Raw genomic sequence first — 18513 nt, 5'->3', positions numbered from 1 at the left:
GGCACCATGAAACAGATCTCGACACTCCCGCACGCCTCCGCCACCCGCACCCGCCGCACCCGCATGGTGCGCACCGCCGTCACCGCCGCCCTCGTGTGCGGCCTGTCCTTCGGCGCCATGGCGCCCGCCGCCGCCGATACCGGTGCCTCCGTGCGCACCGGGCCTTCCTCCGTGATCTGCGGGTACCTGCCGCTGCTCTGCAAGGGCGGCCACTGATCCCGGCACCCACATCCCGCGACGACCAGCCGACGGCGCTCACTCGCTCCATGCCGAACTGGTTGCGAATCGTCGTCCTGCTCTTCGCGGCACTCGCACTGCTCGACGACCTGCGTTCCGTCGATTGGCAGACGCTGACACCCCTCACGGCGATTCTGACGGCCGGGACCTCCGTCCTCAGCTACGGCGCGGTGGCCCTCCTCGCCTGGTCGCCCAAGGCGAGCACCGTCGTCATCGTCGTGGGCTACGCGGCATCGGTGGTGCCCGATGAATACGCCGCAATGCTGCTCGGGGCGTGCGTGGTCATGGTCGGCGTCGTTGCCATGCTGCCTCGCCGCACCGTCGCCCTCTTCGTCGCGACTTCCGCGGCGTGGATCGTCGTGGTCTCCGCTGTCTCCCACGACACCCGCTTCGTGTGGGCGCTCGGCCTGCCCCTCGGCGTGTGCGCGCTGTTCGGTGTGGCCCTGCGCTTCTTCCTCACCCAGTACCGTCTCAATGCCCGGCGGCTCGCGGTGCTCGAGGTCACGCACCAGCAGCTGCGGGAGCAGGAGCGGCTGGCCCTGGCCCGGGACCTGCACGACGTCGTGGCCCACGAGCTCACGCTCGTCACCATGCAGGCCGCCGGCTCCCAGCGCGAACAGGACCCGGCCGCACTGCACCGCACGATCGACGCAATGGACACCGCCGCACGCTCGGGCCTGCAGGAGCTGCGCATCCTGCTGCAGGTGCTGCGCGACTCCCCCGGTCCCGCCGGCCCCGCACGCCCCCAGGCCGGTGGCGCCTCGGGGTTGACCACGGGATCGCTGGGCGACATCGCCCGCACGCTCGCCTCGAACCTCGAGCACTCGGGGCTCCACCCGGAGTTCACGCTCGACGACGGCGCGGCACGCCTCCCCACAACCGTCCGTGGCACCGCGGCCCGGGTGATGCAGGAGGCCACGACCAACATGATCAAGTACGCCCCCGCCGGTTCTCACTGCGAGATGCAGGTGTCCACGAGCGGTTCCTGCGTGCACGTCCACGCGCGGAACCCGGTCCGCCGCGGTGCCCGGCCCGCGGGCGAAGCCGAGGCCCCCGGCGCGGAGCTGACCTCCGGCTTTGGGCTGCCGGGAATCCGCGAGCGTGTGGCCCTGCTCGACGGCAGCGTGGAGTACGGGGCGCACGACGCCGCGTGGTGCCTGGACGTGCGGATCCCGTTCGCGTGAGCCGGGACCCGGAGGCGCGCGGCGGTGAGGACGCGGTCGAGGCGGTGCGCGGCGTCGTCGCCAGTATCCCGCCGGGCAGGGTGCTCAGCTACGGAGACGTGGCCGAGCTCGCCCGGCTCGGGACCCCGCGGCTCGCGGCGCGCATCATGGCCTCGGGGAAGCTTGGCCGGGGCGCCGCCTGGTGGCGGGTGGTGCGCGCGGACGGCACCCTGCCGAACTACCTGCAGATCACCGCGCGGGAACACTACGAGCGCGAGGGCACGCCCCTGCGGGACACGAGGGCGCACTGGGTCCGGGTGGACGTGCGCCGAGCCCGTTGGGACGCTCCGCCTGACGACTTCCCGCCGGATGTGCTCCCGGAGGGCGGTCCTGCCCCAGGGCAGCCTCGCGCGGGGTGATCTTCCGCAGGGTGGCGTTCCCCGGGACAGTAGTCCGCCGGCTGGCGCGGGCTCAGTACTCCGGCGGCCCGGCCACCTCGATGAACGGTCCGCGGGGGTCGAACGCACGGCCGGTGAGCCTCTCGTAGGCCTCCACGTAGCGCTCACGCGTCTTCGCCACCACGTCCTCGGGAAGCTCGGGGACAGGCCCCTGCCCGTCCCAGCCGGACTCGTCGGAGCGCAGCCAGTCCCGCACGTACTGCTTGTCGAAGGACGGCTGGGGCTGGCCGGGTTTGTAGGTCTCCAGGTCCCAGAACCGCGAGGAGTCCGGGGTCAGGACCTCGTCCCCCAGCGTGATGGCCCCGCGGTAGGAGTCCAGCCCGAACTCCACCTTGGTGTCCGCCACGATGATCCCGCGCTCCCGGGCGATCCGCTCGGCTCGCGTGTAGATCTTCAGGGACAGCTCGCGCAGCCGGTCCGCCACGGAGTTGCCCACCACGTCCGCCATCTCCCGGTAGGTGATGGGCTCGTCGTGCTCCCCCAGCTCGGCCTTGCCCGTGGGGGTGAAGATGGGCTGCTCCAGGCGGTCCCCGTCCCGCAGTCCGTCCGGCAGCTCGATGCCGCACACCGCACCCGTGGCGCGGTAGTCCTTCAGGCCCGAGCCCGTGAGATAGCCGCGCACGATGTTCTCCACGGGGAACATCGAGAGGTTCTTGCACACCACGGCCCGCCCGCGCACGGACTCGTGCACGTCCGTGGTGAGGATGTGGTTGGGGATCCCGTCCAGCTGCTGGAACCACCACAGGGACAGCTGGGTGAGGATGGTGCCCTTGCCCGGGATCTCGGTGGGCAGGACCTGGTCGAACGCGGAGATCCGGTCGCTCGCCACCACCAGCACGGCACCCGCGCGGTACTCGGCGTCGTTGTGGATGGCCACGCCCGTGGCGCTGAGCCGGGACTCGTCCGGAACGTAGAGCTCGCGCACCTTCCCGGAGTAGATGTGCTTCCAGCCCGGGATCTCCGGGGGTGTGCCGTGCTCGCTCATGCCTGCTCCTCTGCTGTGCTCGCCGCGGGGCGCCCGTCCATGGAGGTGGCCGTGCCCCGGGTTGCAGTGTGCTGCGCGGCACCCGGTGTCGGGACCTCGATCCGCCCCTCAGCCGCGGCCAGCGCGATGTCCGTGCGGTGGTGGGATCCGTTCAGCGTGATGCGCTGGACCCCACGATAGCCACGCTCGCGGGCCTCCCGCAGATCCGCGCCCAGCGACACGACGGCGAGCACGCGCCCGCCCGCCGAAACCAGCTCCCCGGCGTCGTTGCGCTCAGTGCCCGCGTGGATCACCCGGGTCTCGGGAACCTCGTTGACCTCCTCCAGACCGGAGATCACGTCCCCCCTGCGCGGCGCCCCCGGGTAGTTGTGGGCCGCGAGCACGATCGTCACGGAGGCCCCGGGACGCCACTGCAGCGGACGCTCCTCGTTCAGCCGGCCGCGGGCGGCGTCGAGCAGCAGCTCCCCGAGCGGGGTCTCCAGCATGGCCAGCACGGACTGCGTCTCCGGGTCCCCGAAGCGCGCGTTGAACTCGATCACCTGCACGCCCCGGGGCGTGAGCGCCAGACCGCAGTAGAGCACGCCCGTGAACGGGGTGCCCCTGCGGCGCAGCTCGTTCACCACGGGCCGGGCCACGCGCTCCACGACCTCCCGGGTGAAGTCCTCGGGCAGCCAGTCCAGCGGGGTGTAGGCACCCATGCCGCCGGTGTTCGGGCCCTCGTCCCCGTCGCGCACGCGCTTGAAGTCCTGCGCGGGCTGCAGAGGCACCACGTGCTCGCCGTCGCTGAGCACGAACAGCGAGACCTCGGGGCCGTCCAGGAACTCCTCGACAACCACGGAGCCGCCGGCGTCGAGGCACTCCCGGGCGTGTGCCTCCGCGCGGTCGCGATCCTGGGTGACCACCACTCCCTTGCCCGCCGCCAGGCCGTCGTCCTTGACCACGTGGGGGGCGCCGAAGAGCTCGAGCGCCTCGCGCACCTGCATCATGTCCGACGTGGCGACGGCGCGCGCCGTGGGAACACCCGCCGCGGCCATGATCTCCTTGGCGAACGACTTGGAGCCCTCGATCCGGGCTGCCTCGCGGGACGGGCCGAAGACGGGGATCCCAGCGGCGTCGAGCGCATCCGCAACCCCCGCCACGAGTGGCGCCTCTGGGCCCACGACCACGAGGTCCGCCGAGAGCTCGCGGGCCAGGGCCACCACTGCCTCCGGATCCTGTGCGTTGAGCGGGTGCACCGGAACGTCCTGCGCGATCCCGGCGTTGCCGGGGGCCGCGTGGACCTCGCTGACGTGCGGGTCCCGCAGGAGGGACGTGATCATCGCGTGCTCGCGGCCGCCGGGGCCCACCACCAAAACCTTCACCGGCTCAGCGTATCGGCCACCGGGCCCGGGCGGGCAACGATTGCACCCAACGACGCTGACATACTGGGCCTATGCAGACTTTCAGCTCGGATCAGGCCGTGGATCTCGCCGTGGTGCAGCGCAGCGGCTTCGTGGAGTCCCGCCACCGCGGTTCGGCCGTGGTGCTCGCCCCGGACGGCTCTGTGGCCCTCTCCGTGGGCGCACCCGAGGAGCTGATCTTCCCGCGCTCCACGCTCAAGCCGTTCCAGGCGGTCGCCGCCATGAAGGCGGGGGCCGCGCTGCGCGGCGAGCAGGTGGCCATCGCCGCGGCGTCCCACACCGGGACCTTCGACCACCTCGATGCCGTCAGCTCGATCCTCAAGGCCGCCGGGCTCGGCCCCGAGGCCCTGCAGTGCCCGCCGGACTGGCCCCAGGACGAGGACACCCGCGCGTGGCTGGTCCGCACGGAGCGCGGCCAGAACCGCATGTGCATGAACTGCTCCGGCAAGCACGCCGCGTTCCTGCTCGCCTGCGTGACCAACGGCTGGCCGACGGACACCTACCTGGACCCCGAGCACCCGCTGCAGCGGCTCGTGCTGGAGACGGTCGAGGAGTTCGCCGGCGAGGCCCCCGCCCACGTGGGGGTGGACGGCTGCGGCGCACCGCTGCCGGCCATCAGCCTCAAGGGACTCGCACGCATGTACTCCACGCTCGGCCGGGCGGCCCGCAACATCCAGGCAGACGCCCGCGCCGCGACCGTGGCCACCTCGATGCTCGACTACCCGGAGTACGTGCAGGGACCGGGGCGCCCCAACACGGTGATCATGGAGGAGCTGGACGTCATCACCAAGCTCGGCGCGGAGGGCGTGCTCGGCCTCGGCACCCGCTCCGGGTGGTCCGTGGCCATCAAGATGCTCGACGGCTCCTCGCGCGCCAACTCCCTCGTGGGTCTCACCCTGCTCGCCCACACCGGGGCGATCTCCGAGGCCGACGCCGCCCGCGTCCTTGACCTCGTCACGCAGCCGATCACGGGGGCGGGGAAGCCCGTGGGTGCCGTCGAGCTCGCGCCGGCCCTGCAGGACCTGCTGGTCTGAGGCCCGCCGTGATGCGACGCAGGATCGACCCCGCGGACGGCACCCTGGCCCTCGCACGCTGGCGGGAGGACCCGGAGACCGCCGACCGCCGCACCGTGGCCACCGCCGTCCGCTACTGCCTGGAGGAGCTCGGCACCCGCGCGGAGGGCAACTCCGTGGAGGTGCGCGTGCCCCCGTTCGGCGTGACCCAGTGCGTGGCCGGGCCCCGGCACACCCGGGGCACCCCGCCCAACGTGGTGGAGACGGACGCCGTCACGTGGCTGCGGCTCGCCACCGGCGGCGAGACCTGGGCCAGCGCCGTCGCCGCCGGGAGCGTGGCGGCGTCGGGAACCCGCACCGATCTCAGCGAGTGGCTGCCGCTGTTCCACTGAGGCCGCCGGGCGCGGACCGCCGAGTGGGCGCGGGCGAATCCGCCGGGTGGACCGCGAAGGGGGCCGCCGCGGGCAACCGGTCGGCTGCGGAGACGGCGGGGACCGGGCACTGACCACGGACTCGGCAGCGTCCGGCCGACGCGCCGGAAACTCCCAGCAGATCGCAAGACCCCCCGGTGTCCGCCCGGACGCACCGCCCCCGCCCGCGCGATACCGTGGAGACCATGACGTCCGTCCATCACGAGTCCCCCGAGAACGCGCCCCGCACCGGAACCACCACCCAGGAGGTCACGGTGCGCCGTGCGCCCAACGTGACCGCGTTCCTGGCCGCCGGGGCGGCGATCGGGGCGATCGCGGGGCTGCTGATCGGGGCGCTCGGCCCCGGGTCGATCGCGTACACCCGCGCGGCGATCATCGGGTTCTTCCTCATGACGTTCCTGATCATCGGCGGTGCCGTGGGCGCAATCGTGGGCCTGGTGCTGGACCGGATCTCCGTGAAACGAGCCCGCACCGGGGCCGCCGAGGTCCAGGACGTCCACGGGGGTGGCGAGCACTCCGGGTCGTGAGACACTTGTGCCGTGGTTCGTGCTGACGGAAAACTCTCCCATGACCTTCTCCCCGGCGAGAAAGGCCCCCAGGACGCGTGCGGCGTGTTCGGCGTGTGGGCCCCGGGCGAGGACGTCGCCAAACTGACCTATTACGGGCTGTACGCGCTGCAGCACCGCGGGCAGGAGTCCGCGGGCATCGCCACCTCGGACGGCGAGCGGATCTCGGTCTACAAGGACATGGGGCTCGTGTCCCAGGTCTTCGACGAGACCACGCTCAACACGCTCAAGGGCTACCTGGCCGTGGGCCACGCGCGCTACTCCACGACCGGAGCGTCCCACTGGGCGAACGCGCAACCGACGCTCGGCGCGACCCCGCACGGCACGCTCGCGCTGGCCCACAACGGCAACCTCACGAACTCCGCGGAGCTCTACGACCTGCTGCTGGACAAGTCCGGCTTCCCGTCCCGCGGCGAGATGGCCCGGGGCAACACCACGGACACCGCGCTGATCACCGCACTGCTCGCCGAGCACCCCCTGAACTCCCTCGAGGAAGCGGCCATGAAGCTGCTGCCGCAGCTCGTGGGCTCGTTCTGCCTCACGTTCATGGACGAGACCACGCTCTACGCCGCGCGTGACCCGCTGGGGGTCCGGCCCCTCGTGCTGGGCCGCCTGGAGCGCGGCTGGGTGGTCGCCTCCGAGACCGCCGCCCTGGACATCGTGGGCGCCTCCCTCGTGCGCGAGGTGGAGCCCGGGGAGTTCATAGCGATCGACGAGAACGGGCTGCGCTCGCGCCGTTTCGCGGAGGCCACCCCCGCGGGCTGCGTGTTCGAGTACGTGTACCTGGCCCGCCCGGACACCACCATCAACGGGCGCTCCGTCTACGAGTCCCGCGTGGAGATGGGCCGTCAGCTGGCCCGCGAGCACGCCGTGGACGCGGACCTCGTGATGCCCACGCCCGAGTCCGGCACGCCCGCCGCGATCGGCTACGCCGAGGCCGCCGGCATCCCCTTCGGGCACGGTCTCGTGAAGAACTCCTACGTGGGCCGCACGTTCATCGAGCCCTCGGACACCATCCGCCAGCTCGGCATCCGGCTCAAGCTCAACCCGCTGCGCTCCATCGTGGCGGGCAAGCGCCTGGTGGTCGTGGACGACTCGATCGTGCGCGGCAACACCCAGCGCGCGCTCGTGCGGATGCTGCGCGAGGCCGGGGCCGCAGAGATCCACGTGCGGATCTCCTCCCCGCCCATCAAGTGGCCGTGCTTCTACGGCATCGACTTCGCGTCCCCCGCCGAGCTGATCGCCAACGGCATCTCGGTGGAGGGCGTGCGCGCCTCGCTCGGCGCGGACACCCTCGGCTACATCTCCGAGGACGGCATGATCGAGGCCACCAAGCAGTCGCGCGTGAACCTGTGCACGGCCTGCTTCTCCGGCGAGTACCCCACCGCGCTGCCCAAGGCGGACCGGCTCGGCAAGGCCGTGCTGGAAGCACCCGGTGCCCACGCCGAGCCCTCCGAGGACCTCGTGGCACCCGTTCCGAGCACGAGCACCGCACCCGACCACGAGGAGACCACCGCATGAGCCCCGAGCAGCCCCAGGACTCCCGGTCCGTCACCTACGCGAGCGCGGGCGTGGACGTGGAAGCCGGGGACCGCGCCGTCGAGCTCATGAAGGCCGCGGTCAAGGCGACCCACACCTCCGGCGTGGTGGGCGGCGTGGGAGGCTTCGCCGGCCTCTTCGACGTCTCCGAGCTCACGACCTACCGCAAGCCCTACCTGGCCACGTCCACGGACGGCGTGGGCACCAAGGTGGCCGTGGCCCAGGCACTGGACGTGCACGACACCATCGGGTGGGACCTCGTGGGCATGGTCGTGGACGACATCGTGGTGGTGGGCGCCAAGCCCCTGTTCATGACCGACTACATCGCCACCGGCAAGGTGGTCCCCGAGCGCGTGGCGGACATCGTGCGCGGCATCGCGTCGGCCTGCGAGGCCGCCGGCACCGCCCTGGTGGGCGGGGAGACCGCCGAGCACCCCGGTCTGCTGGGCGTGGACGAGTACGACGTCGCCGGCGCTGCCACCGGCGTGGTCGAGGCGGACGAGCTGCTCGGCCCGCAGCGGGTGCGCGACGGCGACGTGGTCATCGCGATGGCGTCCTCGGGCCTGCACTCCAACGGCTACTCCCTGGTGCGCCGCGTGGTCGAGATGGCCGGCTGGCAGCTGGACCGCCAGGTGGACGAGCTGGGTCGCAGCCTGGGCGAGGAGCTGCTCGAGCCCACGCGCGTGTACGCCGCGGACGTGCTGGACCTCGCGCGCGCCTTCCCGGTCAACGGGGCCGACGGCGCCACGGGCCACGGCGTGCGCGGCTTCTCCCACGTGACCGGCGGCGGACTCGCGGCGAACCTCGCCCGCGTGCTGCCCGAGAACCTGCAGGCCACGGTGGACCGCGCCACGTGGTCCCTGCCCCCGGTGTTCCGCCTGGTCTCCGAGCTCGGCCGCGTGCCGCTGGCCGACCTGGAGCGCACCCTGAACCTGGGCGTGGGCATGGTCGCGATCGTCGACCCCGAGGTCGCCGACGCCGCCGTGGCCCACCTCGAGGCGCGCGGCCTGCCCGCCTGGATCATGGGACGCATCGGCCCCGTGGACCCGGACGCGGCCCGCCACGGCAGCGACTGGGTGCAGGGCGCCAAGGGTGTGGCCGGTGGCGGCGTGCTCCTGACGGGTTCCTACGCGAACTGACGCTGCACGCGCGGCTCCCCGAGGCCCAGGGCTGCGGGGGCCCCGCGCACACGAAGAACCGCCCACACGTCTGTGTGGGCGGTTCTTCGTGTGACATCACGTCTGCGGTGGTCACCAGGTCCGCGGTGCCTGGTGCAGAGGTGTCGTGCCGCTGTCCCCCGGAGCGACCACGGCCTCCGGCTCGCGCAGCGGTGCGAGGGGACGCACCGGGGCCGGGTCAGTCGTAGTCGGAGTACTTCTCTGCGTAGGACGAGTAGTCGTCCTCCTCGTCGGAGCTTTCCTCGTGGTCAGCGGCTCGGGAGGACGGTTTCGTGCCGCGCAGCTCGCGCTGCAGGGCCGAGTAGTCGGTCTGCGGGCTGAAGTACTTGATCTCCCGCGCCTGTCGTGTCGCCTTCGCCTTTTGACGGCCGCGCCCCATGGCGTGACCCCCTCTGCGTCTCGTGTCCGGTGGGCGGTGCCGTGTTGAGCACACAGTACGGCCCCGGAGTGTCTTGTCAGTTTTTCGTGAGTCCAGGGTACATGTTTTGACCGCGTCTCGCGCACCGCCCGTGGCCCCGTTCACCCCGGGCCGATCCCCGGCTCCCCACCGCCTCCGCAAGGGGCCGGTACAGTGGGACGGCCCGGGCGGCGTCGCCCGCGTTTCCCCGCACCAGAACGCAGGTTCCCCATGAGCTCGTCCCCTGACGACAGCCCCCGGCCCACCGGCCAGTACCCCCACGACACCCACCCGGGCCTGGTGCCCGGCGTGTCCGTGGAGGAGCAGCGGGTGCGCTACCGCACCGACAAGATCATGTTCGGTGTCGCCGGTGCACTCATCGTGGGGTTCGTGATCTGGGGCGCGGTGTCCACGGAGTCCCTGACCACGGTCTCGACGGCCGCCCTGAACACGGTGGTGACGTACGGCGGGTGGATCTTCACCCTGCTGGCGGCCATCGTGCTGCTGTTCCTGCTCTACGTGGGCTTCTCCCGCTACGGACGCATCCCGCTCGGCAAGGACGGCGAGGAGCCCGCATACTCCATGGGCTCGTGGATCGCGATGCTCTTCGCCGCGGGCATGGGCGTGGGCCTCATCTTCTTCGGTGTGTACGAACCGGTGACCTACTACATGACCCCTCCCCCGGGGCGCGCCGAGGCCGAGAGCTTCCACGCAATGCACTCCGCCATGGCCCAGACCATCTTCCACTGGGGCCTGCAGGCGTGGGCCATCTACGCGCTCGTGGGCGCCGCGGTGGGTTATGCCGCCTACCGGCGCGGACGGCCGCTGCTGATGTCGGCCATCTTCGGCCAGCGGGCCCACCTCACCGTGGGCGGGCGGCTCATCGACATGTTCGCGATCGTGGGCATCCTCTTCGCCACCTCCGCCTCCCTGGGGCTCGGCACGCTGCAGATCGGCAGCGGGCTGCAGATCGTCACGGGGATGGGCCGGGTGGGCAACGGTGTGCTGATCGCGATCATCGCCGTGCTGACCTGCGTGTTCCTGGTCTCCGCAGTCTCCGGGGTGGCCAAGGGCATCCGCCTGCTGTCCAACTTCAACATGGTGCTCGCGGCCGTGGTGGCGTTCTTCCTCTTCGTGGCCGGGCCCACCGTGTTCCTGCTCAACTTCATCCCCTCCGTGGTGGGCACCTACTTCGCGGAGATGTTCCAGATGCTCGCCCTCTCCGCCTCGTGGGGCCCCGAGGCCGAGGACTTCATGCGCTCGTGGACCCTGTTCTACTGGGCGTGGTGGGTGTCCTGGGCGCCTTTCGTGGGGGTCTTCGTGGCCCGCATCTCGCGCGGTCGCACCCTGCGCCAGTACGTGAGCGTGGTGCTGCTGGCCCCCACGGTGATCTGTGTGCTCGCGTTCTCGATCTTCGGCGGCACCGCCATCTGGTTGCAGCGCTCCGGCACGGACGTTGCCGGCGCCGCGTCCCCCGAGGACATGCTGTTCCGGGTCCTGGACGCCCTGCCGTTCTCCCAGGTCACGCCGATCGCCATCATGGTGCTGCTCGCCGTCTTCTTCATCACCTCCGCGGACTCCGCGACGCTCGTGATGGCCTCAATGTCTCAGCAGGGCAAGCCGGAGCCGGACCGCAAGATCGTGATCTTCTGGGGAGTGGCCCTGGCCGGGGTCGCCGCCGTGATGCTCGCGGTCGGAGGCTCCGACGCCCTGCAGGGGCTTCAGGATCTCGTGACCGTTGCGGCCCTGCCCTTCGCGATCATCCTGCTGGCCCTCATCCCCGCCTTCCTGCGGGACCTCTCCACGGACCCCTTGAGCCTGCGCTACCGCTACGCCCGCACCGCCCTGGACAACGCCGTGCGCCAGGGCATGGGAGACCACGGTGACGACTTCGCTCTGGAGGTCCGTCACCAGGAGGGGCCCTCTGCCGCCGGAGCCGACGTCGACTCCACCGGCGAGCGCATGAGCTCCTGGTACCAGCGCACGGACGAGGACGGGCGCCCCGTCGACTACGACTACGCGCGGGACAGCTACGTGGATCCGGAGCCTCCCGCGCGACGCTGAGCCACGACGGCGAGCGGCGGGTGCGCACGACGAAGCGCCGGGACGGATCACCTCTGTCCCGGCGCTTCGCGCTGTGCTGGCGCGTGGCCAGCGGCGCGCGGGGTCAGTCCTCCACGACCTCCGCGTCCACGACGTCGTCGTCATCCCTGTCACGGGAGGCGTCGGACTCGCTGCGCTCGGCCGTGACCGTGAGCCCGTCCTCGGCGACGTCCGGGTTCACGTCCACCACCACGGTGTCACCGTCCAGGATGGCTCCGGACAGCAGCCCCTTCGCCAGGCGGTCGCCGATCTCGCGCTGCACCAGTCGGCGCAGCGGACGGGCGCCGTAGGCGGGGTCGTAGCCGGTCATGCCGAGCCACTCGCTCGCCGCGGGCGTGACCACCAGGGTCAGGCGGCGCTGCGCGAGGCGGCGGGCCAGCTGGGCAACCTGGATGTCCACGATCTTCGCGAGGTCCTCGGCGCTCAGCGGCTCGAATATGATGATGTCGTCCAGCCGGTTCAGGAACTCCGGCTTGAAGGACGCGTTCACCACGCCCATCACGGCGTCTTTCTTGGCCTGCTCGTCCATCGTGGGGTCCACCAGGAACTGGCTGCCCATGTTGGACGTGAGGATCAGGATCACGTTGCGGAAGTCCACGGTGCGGCCCTGCCCGTCGGTGAGCCGGCCGTCGTCAAGCACCTGCAGCAGGATGTCGAAGACCTCCGGGTGGGCCTTCTCCACCTCGTCCAGCAGCACGACGGAGTACGGGCGACGGCGCACGGCCTCGGTCAGCTGCCCGCCCTCGTCGTAGCCCACATACCCCGGAGGGGCACCGACCAGGCGGGAGACGGAGTGCTTCTCCGAGTACTCGGACATGTCGATGCGGATCAGGGCGCGCTCGTCGTCGAACTGGAAGTCCGCGAGGGACTTGGCCAGCTCGGTCTTGCCCACGCCTGTGGGGCCGAGGAACATGAACGAGCCGATGGGCCGGTCCGGGTCCGAGATCCCCGCGCGGGAGCGGCGCACCGCGTCCGCCACGGCGGTCACGGCCTTGCGCTGGCCGATCAGCCGCTTGCCCAGGACCTCCTCCATGTGCAGCAGCTTCTCGGACTCGCCCTGCAGCATCTTGCCGGCGGGGATGCCCGTCCAGGCGGAGATGACTTCGGCGATGTCGTCCGCAGTGACCTCCTCCGAGACCATGGTGTCCTCGGGGACGCCGCTGGCGTCCTCCTGTGCCTGGGCGGCGTCGAGCTGCTTCTGCGCGGCGGGGATCTCGCCGTACAGCAACCGGGAGGCCTCGCCGAGGTCCCCGTTGCGCTGGGCGCGCTCGGCCTGCGAGCGCAGTTCGTCGATCCGCGCCTTGAGCTCGCCGACCTGGTTCAGGCCAGCCTTCTCGGACTCCCACCGGGCGTTGAGCGCGTCCAGCTCCGCCTGCTTGTCCGCCTTGTCACGACGCAGCGCGGCCAGGCGCTCCACCGAGGCGGGATCGGTCTCGCCGTCCAGGGCGAGCTCCTCCATGGTCAGACGGTCCACCGAGCGGCGCAGCTCGTCGATCTCCTCCGGGGCGGAGTCGATCTCCATGCGCAACCGGGACGCGGCCTCATCGATCAGGTCGATGGCCTTGTCCGGCAACTGACGGCTGGGGATGTACCGGTGGGACAGCTGGGCCGCGGCCACGAGAGCGGAGTCCGCGATCTGCACCTTGTGGTGCGCCTCGTAGCGCTCCTTGAGCCCGCGCAGGATGGCCACGGTGTCCTCCACCGAGGGCTCTCCCACGTAGACCTGTTGGAAGCGACGCTCCAGGGCGGCGTCCTTCTCGATGTTCTCACGGTACTCGTCCAGCGTGGTGGCGCCGATCAGGCGCAGCTCGCCGCGGGCCAGCATGGGCTTGAGCATGTTGCCCGCGTCCATGGAGCCCTCGGACGCACCCGCGCCCACCACGGTGTGGATCTCGTCGATGAACGTGACGATCTGACCCTCGGACTTCTTGATCTCGTCCAGGACGGCCTTCAGTCGCTCCTCGAACTCGCCGCGGTACTTCGCGCCGGCCACCATGGACCCGAGGTCCAGGGAGATCAGCGTCTTCCCGCGCAGGGACTCGGGGACGTCCCCTGCGACCATGCGCTGCGCGAGGCCTTCCACCACGGCGGTCTTGCCCACGCCGGGCTCGCCGATCAGCACGGGATTGTTCTTGGTGCGCCGGGAGAGCACCTGGACCACGCGGCGGATCTCCGAGTCGCGGCCGATCACCGGGTCGAGCTTGCCCTCACGCGCAATGGCGGTGAGGTCCGTGCCGAACTTCTCCAGGGACTGAAAGGTCCCCTCCGGGTCCGGGCTGGTGACGCGGCGGTCACCGCGGACCTGCGGAATGGCCTCGGCGAGCGCCTCGGTGGTGACACCGGCGGCCTTCAGAGCCTCCGCGGTCTTGTCGTGGCCCGCGGCCAGGCCGTAAAGGATGTGCTCCGTGGAGACGTACTCGTCCTGCAGCTCGCGCGCATAGGTCTCGGCGGCCTGCAGCGCCTGCAGCGCGGCGCGGCTCAGCTGGGGCTGGGCCGTGGAGCTGCCGGACGCGCTCGGCAGCTCGTGGATGATGGTGCTGGCCTTGAGGGACACGGCGTCGGCGTTGGCGCCGGTGGCCTTCAGGACCGCGACCGCCACACCGTCCCGCTGGTCCATGAGGGCCTTGAGGGTGTGGGCGGGCTCGATGTTGGGGTTGCCCGCGGTCGCGGCGTTCGACGCCGCAGAACTCAGGGCCTCCTGAGACTTGGTGGTGAACTTGGTGTCCACAGCATCTCCTTCTGCTTGGTTAACGGATTGTCAATTATCTTGAGCCTAGTCCACTCAACCTGCTTTGTGAAGCCCTCGGCGCCGGAATTCTGGGGGAATTCGGGGGTGGGCAGGCTATGATTAGTGCCCTAATCGTCGGGGTGAGACCACCCCGTCCGTCCCGTGAAAAGGATCTCCCATGTCCCGCCGCCTCGACCCCGACCGCCCGCGCCACAGCCTCTTCAAGCGCTTCGACGACTTCGTCATGAAGTTCGTGGGACCCGCCGACCGCAGCCCCGCGGACCTGCGCGGCAACGAGCAGATGAGCGAGCAGACCCAGCAGTGGTATAACAACCTGCAGTCCGAGTACGAGATGGTGAAGGACGCCCACGGCCAGAGTTACCTGCGCCGCCGCGGGAGCTGATCCCGGCCGGGCACCCCGGCCCGGCGGCGTCGTTGACCCTCGTCATCGCCCTTCGTCGCCAGTAGGCGCCGTCAGCAGGCGGCCTCGGGGGGCGACGTCGCCCGGTCCCGTCCCGCAGGCCCGGCCCGTCTCACGTCCACAGCCCCGAGCTGCCGCGCCGGTGGCTGCCCACCAGGTGCGTGTCCACCATGCCGATCGCCTCCATGAGCGCGTACATGGTGGTGGGCCCCACGAACGCGAACCCGCGCCGCTTCAGCTCCTTCGACAGCGCGGTGCTGCGCTCGGAGACGGTGGGAACCTCCGCGAAGCGCACCGGCTCGGGCGTCTCGTCCGGGCGGAAGGACCACACGAGGTCCACGAGACCCTCCTGCTCGCGCAGCGCCACCGTGGCCCGCGCGTTGGTCACCGCGGCGCGGATCTTGCGCTCGTTGCGGATGATCCGCGCGTCACCCATGAGCCGCTGCACGTCGGCCTCGCCCATGGCGGCCACGGCGTCCGGGTCGAAGTCGTGGAAGACCTCGCGGAACGCCGGCCGCTTGGCGAGCACCGTGCGCCACGAGAGCCCGGACTGGAAGCCCTCGAGCACGATCCGCTCGTACAGCCCCGCCTCGTCCCGCACGGGCATGCCCCACTCGTGGTCGTAGTACTCGCGCAGCAGGGGGTCGCCAGCGGCCCAGAGGGGGCGCGCCAGACCGTCCTCGCCCACCACCAGGTCAGGGTTCTCCGTGGCGCCCGCGCCGGTCCGGGTCCCGCCAGTCATGATTCCCCATCCCCCCGCGGCGCCGCGCCCGCGGCTCGGCCGCCCACGGCGTCGTCCCGGACGGCACCGCTGCTCGATGCCGTGAAACTGTCCGGGGCCATCAGTTCGAAGAGCTCGCACTCGGTGTCGTAGTAGGCGCGGGTGCGGCCCCGGTGCGTCATCCCCAGCCGTCGGCAGACCGCCTGCGAGGCCGTGTTGTCGGGATGGGTCACCGCGACGACCCGGTCGAGACCCGCGGCGAACGCGTGGTCGAGCACGGTGCGCGCCGCCTCGGTGGCCAAGCCGCGGCCCCACGCGTCCGGGTGCAGGTGCCACCCGACCTCGACGTCGTGCGCGGTGTCCGCGCCTGAGTCCGGGATGGATTTGAGCAGCACGGTGCCGAGCGGGGACCCGTCCGGCTCGCACACCGCCCACACGCCGAGCACCTGATCCGCGCCCCAGGCGGCCTGCCACCCCGCGATCTTCTCCCTCGCCGCCTTGAGCGTGGTGGTGCGCGCGGTGCCGTCGCCGAGGAAGCGCTGCACCGCCTCGCGCGAGTAGAGGTCGCGGACGAACGCGGCGTCGTCGGCGTCGTAGGCGCGCAGCAGAAGCCGCGCGGAGCGCAGGGGCACCGTCATGACCGCGGGCCCGACCATTCCTGCTGCTCCCGCTCCAGCCGGTCCAGGCGCTCGTCCTCCGTCAGCGGGTCCCCGCGCAGACGACGGGCCGTGACGCGCTGCTCCGTGACGGCCAGCAGCACGAGGGCCACGGCGAGCGCCACGGTCAGCACCCCGAAGATGTTGACGAAGCCGTAGCCGAGCTCCAGGAACTCGGCCCCCGCCACGTGGGTGAACAGGGAACGCATCCCCTCGGGGGTGGAGTCCGGGAGGAAGAACCCGAAGCACGCGGTGACGACCCACGCGGCCGCGGCGGTGGCCATGGTCCGGCGGGTCACGGAGCGGGAGGGGTGGTCCAGACTGTCCCGGCGGAAGAGTGCGGCGGCCACCACGTGCAGCGCCAGCACGGGCAGGGCGATCGCCAGGGCGTAGACGGGGGTGAGCGTGCCCAGCAGCCCGGCCAGGCCCCGTCCGAAGCCGACCCACAGGGCCAGCGCGGCGGCCACGACCACCATGACCACGGGGAAGCTGCGGGCGAGAGCCGAACCGGGTCTCGCGGGGAGGATCGGGGCCGGGGAGCTCATGGCCCCCATGATAGGTGTCCCCCGGCAGGTGGCCGGTGGTGGGTCCCGGGCCGTGTCGGAGCGGGGACGTAGCCTGGGTCCATGAGCACCTCACAGTTCCCCCGGGCCGTCCTCTTCGACCACGACGGCACCCTCGTGGACACCGAGCCGCTGTGGGAACGGGGAAAGCAGCGGATCACGGCCGCGCACGGCGGGCAGTGGTCCGATCAGGACACCCGGGACACCCTGGGGATGCCGCTGTCGCACACCATCCGCAGGCTCGGGGAACTGGGCGTCCCCGGCAGCCAGGAGGAAATCCAGCGCGAGTTCCACGGGATCCTCCGGGAGGTCCTGGCCGAGGACCCGCCCACGTTCATCCCGGGGATCGAGCCCCTGCTCCACGAGCTGGACCGGGCCGGAATCCCCGCCGCGATCGTCACCAACGCCACCTCGGAGGTGGCGCGCTACGCTGCCGGCCGCGCCCCGGACAACCTGTTCCGGGTGGTCATCGGCGACGAGGAGGTGGCGCAGGGTGTGACCCCCAAGCCGGATCCGGACGCCTACCTCGAGGCCGCACGCCGCCTCGACGTCGCGCCCGAGGACTGCGTGGTCGTGGAGGACTCCCCCTCCGGAGCCGCCGCCGGCGTGGCCGCGGGCATGGTGACCGTGGTGGTCCCCGGTGAGCAGACCGTGGAACCGGGCCCGCGGATCGTTCACGTGCCCGAGCACGCGAGCCTCACCCTGGACTTCCTGCGCTCGCTCGCGCCCCGGGGCTGAGCAGCGCCCTGAGCCGACAGAGGCGGAGACGGGTCGAGCCCGCCCCCGGCTCCGGACCTCCCCGGAACTGGACTCCCCGGGTCCCAACTCCCCGGCGCCGTGCCCTCACGGGTCCCGCCGGCGCCCGCCCGCTCCCGATCATCCCCGTCGTTCCCTGCCGAAAGGTGACCATGTCCTACCCCCGAGCCGTCCTCTTCGACCACGACGGCACGCTCGTCGACACCGAGCCGCAGTGGGCCGCCGCCAAGCGCCACGTGGCCGGCACCCACCAGCAGAGCTGGGACACCGAGGACGACCACGCGACCCTGGGCGGCACGGTGCAGGACGCCGCCCGGCTCATGGTCGAGCGCGGCGCCACCGACTCCGTGGAAGAGATCACCCGGCAGCTGGCGGAGCACGTGATCGGCAGCATGGACCACGAGGTCCCGTTCCTGCCGGGCATCCCCTCCCTGCTGCGCGAGCTGAAGGAGGCGGGGACCCCCGCGGCGATCGTGACCAACGCGCTCGGCTCCGTCGCCCGGACCACCTCCGCGGGCGCCCCGGACGTCCTCACCCGGATCGTCTCGCACGACGACGTGTCCCGCGCCAAGCCGGACCCGGAACCGTACCTCGCGGGAGCCCGGCTGCTCGGCGTCCCGCCGCGCGACTGCGTGGCCATGGAGGACTCCGAGCCCGGCGTGGAGAGTGCCGTGGCCGCGGGCATGACCGTGGTGGTGGTCCCGGGAGACAAGCCCGTGCCCGAGGGACCGCACCGCGTGTTCGTCGACGCCCACGAGGACGTCACGCTCGACTTCCTGCGCTCCCTCACCCCGCCGGCCTGAGCCCCCGGGCGGGCACCGACTGCCGACGCACCCGACCTGCCGACTGCCGACTGCCGACTGCCGAGATCATGGTGGCTCGGCCGTACGGACGCAGCACCTGAGCGGTTCGACACCCCTGGAGCCGCCCCCGGTACGACGAACCCCCGGCCCGCGCGATGCGGACCAGGGGTTCGGTGGTTCAGGGGCTGGTCCCCGCCGCGCGGTCACGCGGGCGGGGCACTTCCCGGAAGCTGACTCAGCGCGAGGGCTGACCCGAGCGGTTGTTCTGACGACGCCGCTGCGCCGCCGCCGTGGCGCGGTCCGGCACCTGGCCGGCGCCGCCGCGCTGGGACGAACCACCGCGGGCGCCCCGCGAGGAGGACGTGCGCGCCGAACCGGACCCGGCGGCGTCGCCG

At 71.7% G+C, this 18513-nt stretch carries 19 protein-coding genes; 12 read left to right on the top strand and 7 right to left on the bottom strand.

What is annotated here, in order from left to right:
- Window positions 1-6 precede the first annotated feature (6 nt).
- From D8M39_RS04105 to D8M39_RS04095, 3 genes are read left to right on the top strand one after another with little or no spacing between them, the layout of a single operon-like run.
- Window positions 7-216, top strand: coding sequence for a hypothetical protein (locus tag D8M39_RS04105; protein ID WP_055082287.1), 210 nt, complete (start codon window positions 7-9; stop codon window positions 214-216).
- 50 nt (window positions 217-266) lie between these two features.
- Window positions 267-1421 carry a sensor histidine kinase gene (locus D8M39_RS04100; protein WP_126874477.1) on the top strand — a complete coding sequence of 385 codons (1155 nt, stop codon included), beginning with the start codon at window positions 267-269 and terminating at the stop codon, window positions 1419-1421.
- Window positions 1418-1819: an MGMT family protein gene (locus D8M39_RS04095; RefSeq protein ID WP_238693949.1), complete on the top strand. Its 402-nt coding sequence runs from the start codon at window positions 1418-1420 to the stop codon at window positions 1817-1819. Before D8M39_RS04100 ends, D8M39_RS04095 begins: the two co-directional genes overlap by 4 nt.
- 52 nt (window positions 1820-1871) lie before the next feature.
- Here the strand turns inward: D8M39_RS04095 and D8M39_RS04090 are convergent, their stop codons facing one another.
- On the bottom strand, window positions 1872-2843 hold the full coding sequence (locus D8M39_RS04090; protein ID WP_055082280.1) for a phosphoribosylaminoimidazolesuccinocarboxamide synthase: 972 nt from the start codon (window positions 2841-2843) through the stop codon (window positions 1872-1874).
- On the bottom strand, window positions 2840-4204 hold the full coding sequence (purD, locus tag D8M39_RS04085; protein WP_126874475.1) for a phosphoribosylamine--glycine ligase: 1365 nt from the start codon (window positions 4202-4204) through the stop codon (window positions 2840-2842). The genes D8M39_RS04090 and purD overlap by 4 nt, the downstream gene beginning before the upstream one ends.
- Window positions 4205-4275: 71 nt before the next feature.
- Between purD and D8M39_RS04080 the strand changes: the two genes are divergently transcribed.
- The 5 genes from D8M39_RS04080 to purM all read left to right on the top strand — a co-directional run bounded on the left by D8M39_RS04080 (window position 4276) and on the right by purM (window position 8931).
- Complete coding sequence (locus D8M39_RS04080; RefSeq protein ID WP_126874474.1) at window positions 4276-5277, top strand: asparaginase; 1002 nt, start codon at window positions 4276-4278, stop codon at window positions 5275-5277.
- 11 nt (window positions 5278-5288) lie between these two features.
- Entirely contained in the window at window positions 5289-5648 is a 360-nt protein-coding gene (locus tag D8M39_RS04075; protein ID WP_055082333.1) for a sterol carrier family protein, read from the top strand.
- A 224-nt stretch (window positions 5649-5872) separates the two neighbouring features.
- Window positions 5873-6214 carry a hypothetical protein gene (locus D8M39_RS04070; RefSeq protein ID WP_055082010.1) on the top strand — a complete coding sequence of 114 codons (342 nt, stop codon included), beginning with the start codon at window positions 5873-5875 and terminating at the stop codon, window positions 6212-6214.
- Between the two features lie 12 nt (window positions 6215-6226).
- On the top strand, window positions 6227-7774 hold the full coding sequence (gene purF / locus D8M39_RS04065; protein ID WP_126874473.1) for an amidophosphoribosyltransferase: 1548 nt from the start codon (window positions 6227-6229) through the stop codon (window positions 7772-7774).
- Window positions 7771-8931 carry a phosphoribosylformylglycinamidine cyclo-ligase gene (gene purM, locus D8M39_RS04060; RefSeq protein WP_094395117.1) on the top strand — a complete coding sequence of 387 codons (1161 nt, stop codon included), beginning with the start codon at window positions 7771-7773 and terminating at the stop codon, window positions 8929-8931. Before purF ends, purM begins: the two co-directional genes overlap by 4 nt.
- 217 nt (window positions 8932-9148) lie before the next feature.
- Here purM and D8M39_RS04055 read toward each other — a convergent pair whose 3' ends face one another.
- Window positions 9149-9349: a DUF3073 domain-containing protein gene (locus tag D8M39_RS04055; RefSeq protein ID WP_055082003.1), complete on the bottom strand. Its 201-nt coding sequence runs from the start codon at window positions 9347-9349 to the stop codon at window positions 9149-9151.
- 249 nt (window positions 9350-9598) lie between these two features.
- On the opposite strand from D8M39_RS04055, the gene D8M39_RS04050 reads away from it, so the two are divergent.
- A complete protein-coding gene (locus D8M39_RS04050) occupies window positions 9599-11431 on the top strand; it encodes a BCCT family transporter (RefSeq protein ID WP_126874472.1) in 1833 nt (610 codons plus the stop codon).
- Window positions 11432-11534: 103 nt separating this feature from the next.
- Here the strand turns inward: D8M39_RS04050 and clpB are convergent, their stop codons facing one another.
- Entirely contained in the window at window positions 11535-14198 is a 2664-nt protein-coding gene (gene clpB / locus D8M39_RS04045; RefSeq protein ID WP_055085219.1) for an ATP-dependent chaperone ClpB, read from the bottom strand.
- A gap of 178 nt (window positions 14199-14376) precedes the next feature.
- Here clpB and D8M39_RS04040 point away from each other — a divergent pair, with 178 nt between their 5' ends.
- On the top strand, window positions 14377-14601 hold the full coding sequence (locus D8M39_RS04040) for a hypothetical protein (protein ID WP_055085217.1): 225 nt from the start codon (window positions 14377-14379) through the stop codon (window positions 14599-14601).
- A 130-nt stretch (window positions 14602-14731) separates the two neighbouring features.
- On the opposite strand, the gene D8M39_RS04035 is transcribed toward D8M39_RS04040, so the two are convergent.
- The 3 genes from D8M39_RS04035 to D8M39_RS04025 are packed head-to-tail and all read right to left on the bottom strand — an operon-like array spanning window position 14732 to window position 16541.
- Window positions 14732-15361 carry a DNA-3-methyladenine glycosylase I gene (locus D8M39_RS04035; RefSeq protein WP_055085215.1) on the bottom strand — a complete coding sequence of 210 codons (630 nt, stop codon included), beginning with the start codon at window positions 15359-15361 and terminating at the stop codon, window positions 14732-14734.
- Complete coding sequence (locus D8M39_RS04030) at window positions 15358-15978, bottom strand: GNAT family N-acetyltransferase (RefSeq protein WP_174233433.1); 621 nt, start codon at window positions 15976-15978, stop codon at window positions 15358-15360. The genes D8M39_RS04035 and D8M39_RS04030 overlap by 4 nt, the downstream gene beginning before the upstream one ends.
- Window positions 15975-16541 (bottom strand): hypothetical protein, encoded by a 567-nt coding sequence (locus tag D8M39_RS04025; RefSeq protein WP_055085222.1) that lies wholly within the window; start codon window positions 16539-16541, stop codon window positions 15975-15977. The genes D8M39_RS04030 and D8M39_RS04025 overlap by 4 nt, the downstream gene beginning before the upstream one ends.
- 81 nt (window positions 16542-16622) lie before the next feature.
- Between D8M39_RS04025 and D8M39_RS04020 the strand changes: the two genes are divergently transcribed.
- Together D8M39_RS04020 and D8M39_RS04015 are read left to right on the top strand one after the other, a co-directional pair.
- Entirely contained in the window at window positions 16623-17297 is a 675-nt protein-coding gene (locus D8M39_RS04020; RefSeq protein ID WP_055085213.1) for an HAD family phosphatase, read from the top strand.
- A gap of 170 nt (window positions 17298-17467) precedes the next feature.
- Window positions 17468-18118: an HAD family phosphatase gene (locus D8M39_RS04015; protein ID WP_055085211.1), complete on the top strand. Its 651-nt coding sequence runs from the start codon at window positions 17468-17470 to the stop codon at window positions 18116-18118.
- The last annotated feature ends 395 nt before the right edge of the window (window positions 18119-18513 follow it).

Source organism: Kocuria sp. HSID17590 (assembly GCF_003989485.1).
In the GTDB taxonomy this organism is placed as follows: Bacteria; Actinomycetota; Actinomycetes; order Actinomycetales; family Micrococcaceae; genus Kocuria; species Kocuria salsicia.
The sequence above is the reverse complement of the archived record's forward strand: the minus strand, read 5'-3'. Positions and strand labels throughout refer to the sequence as shown.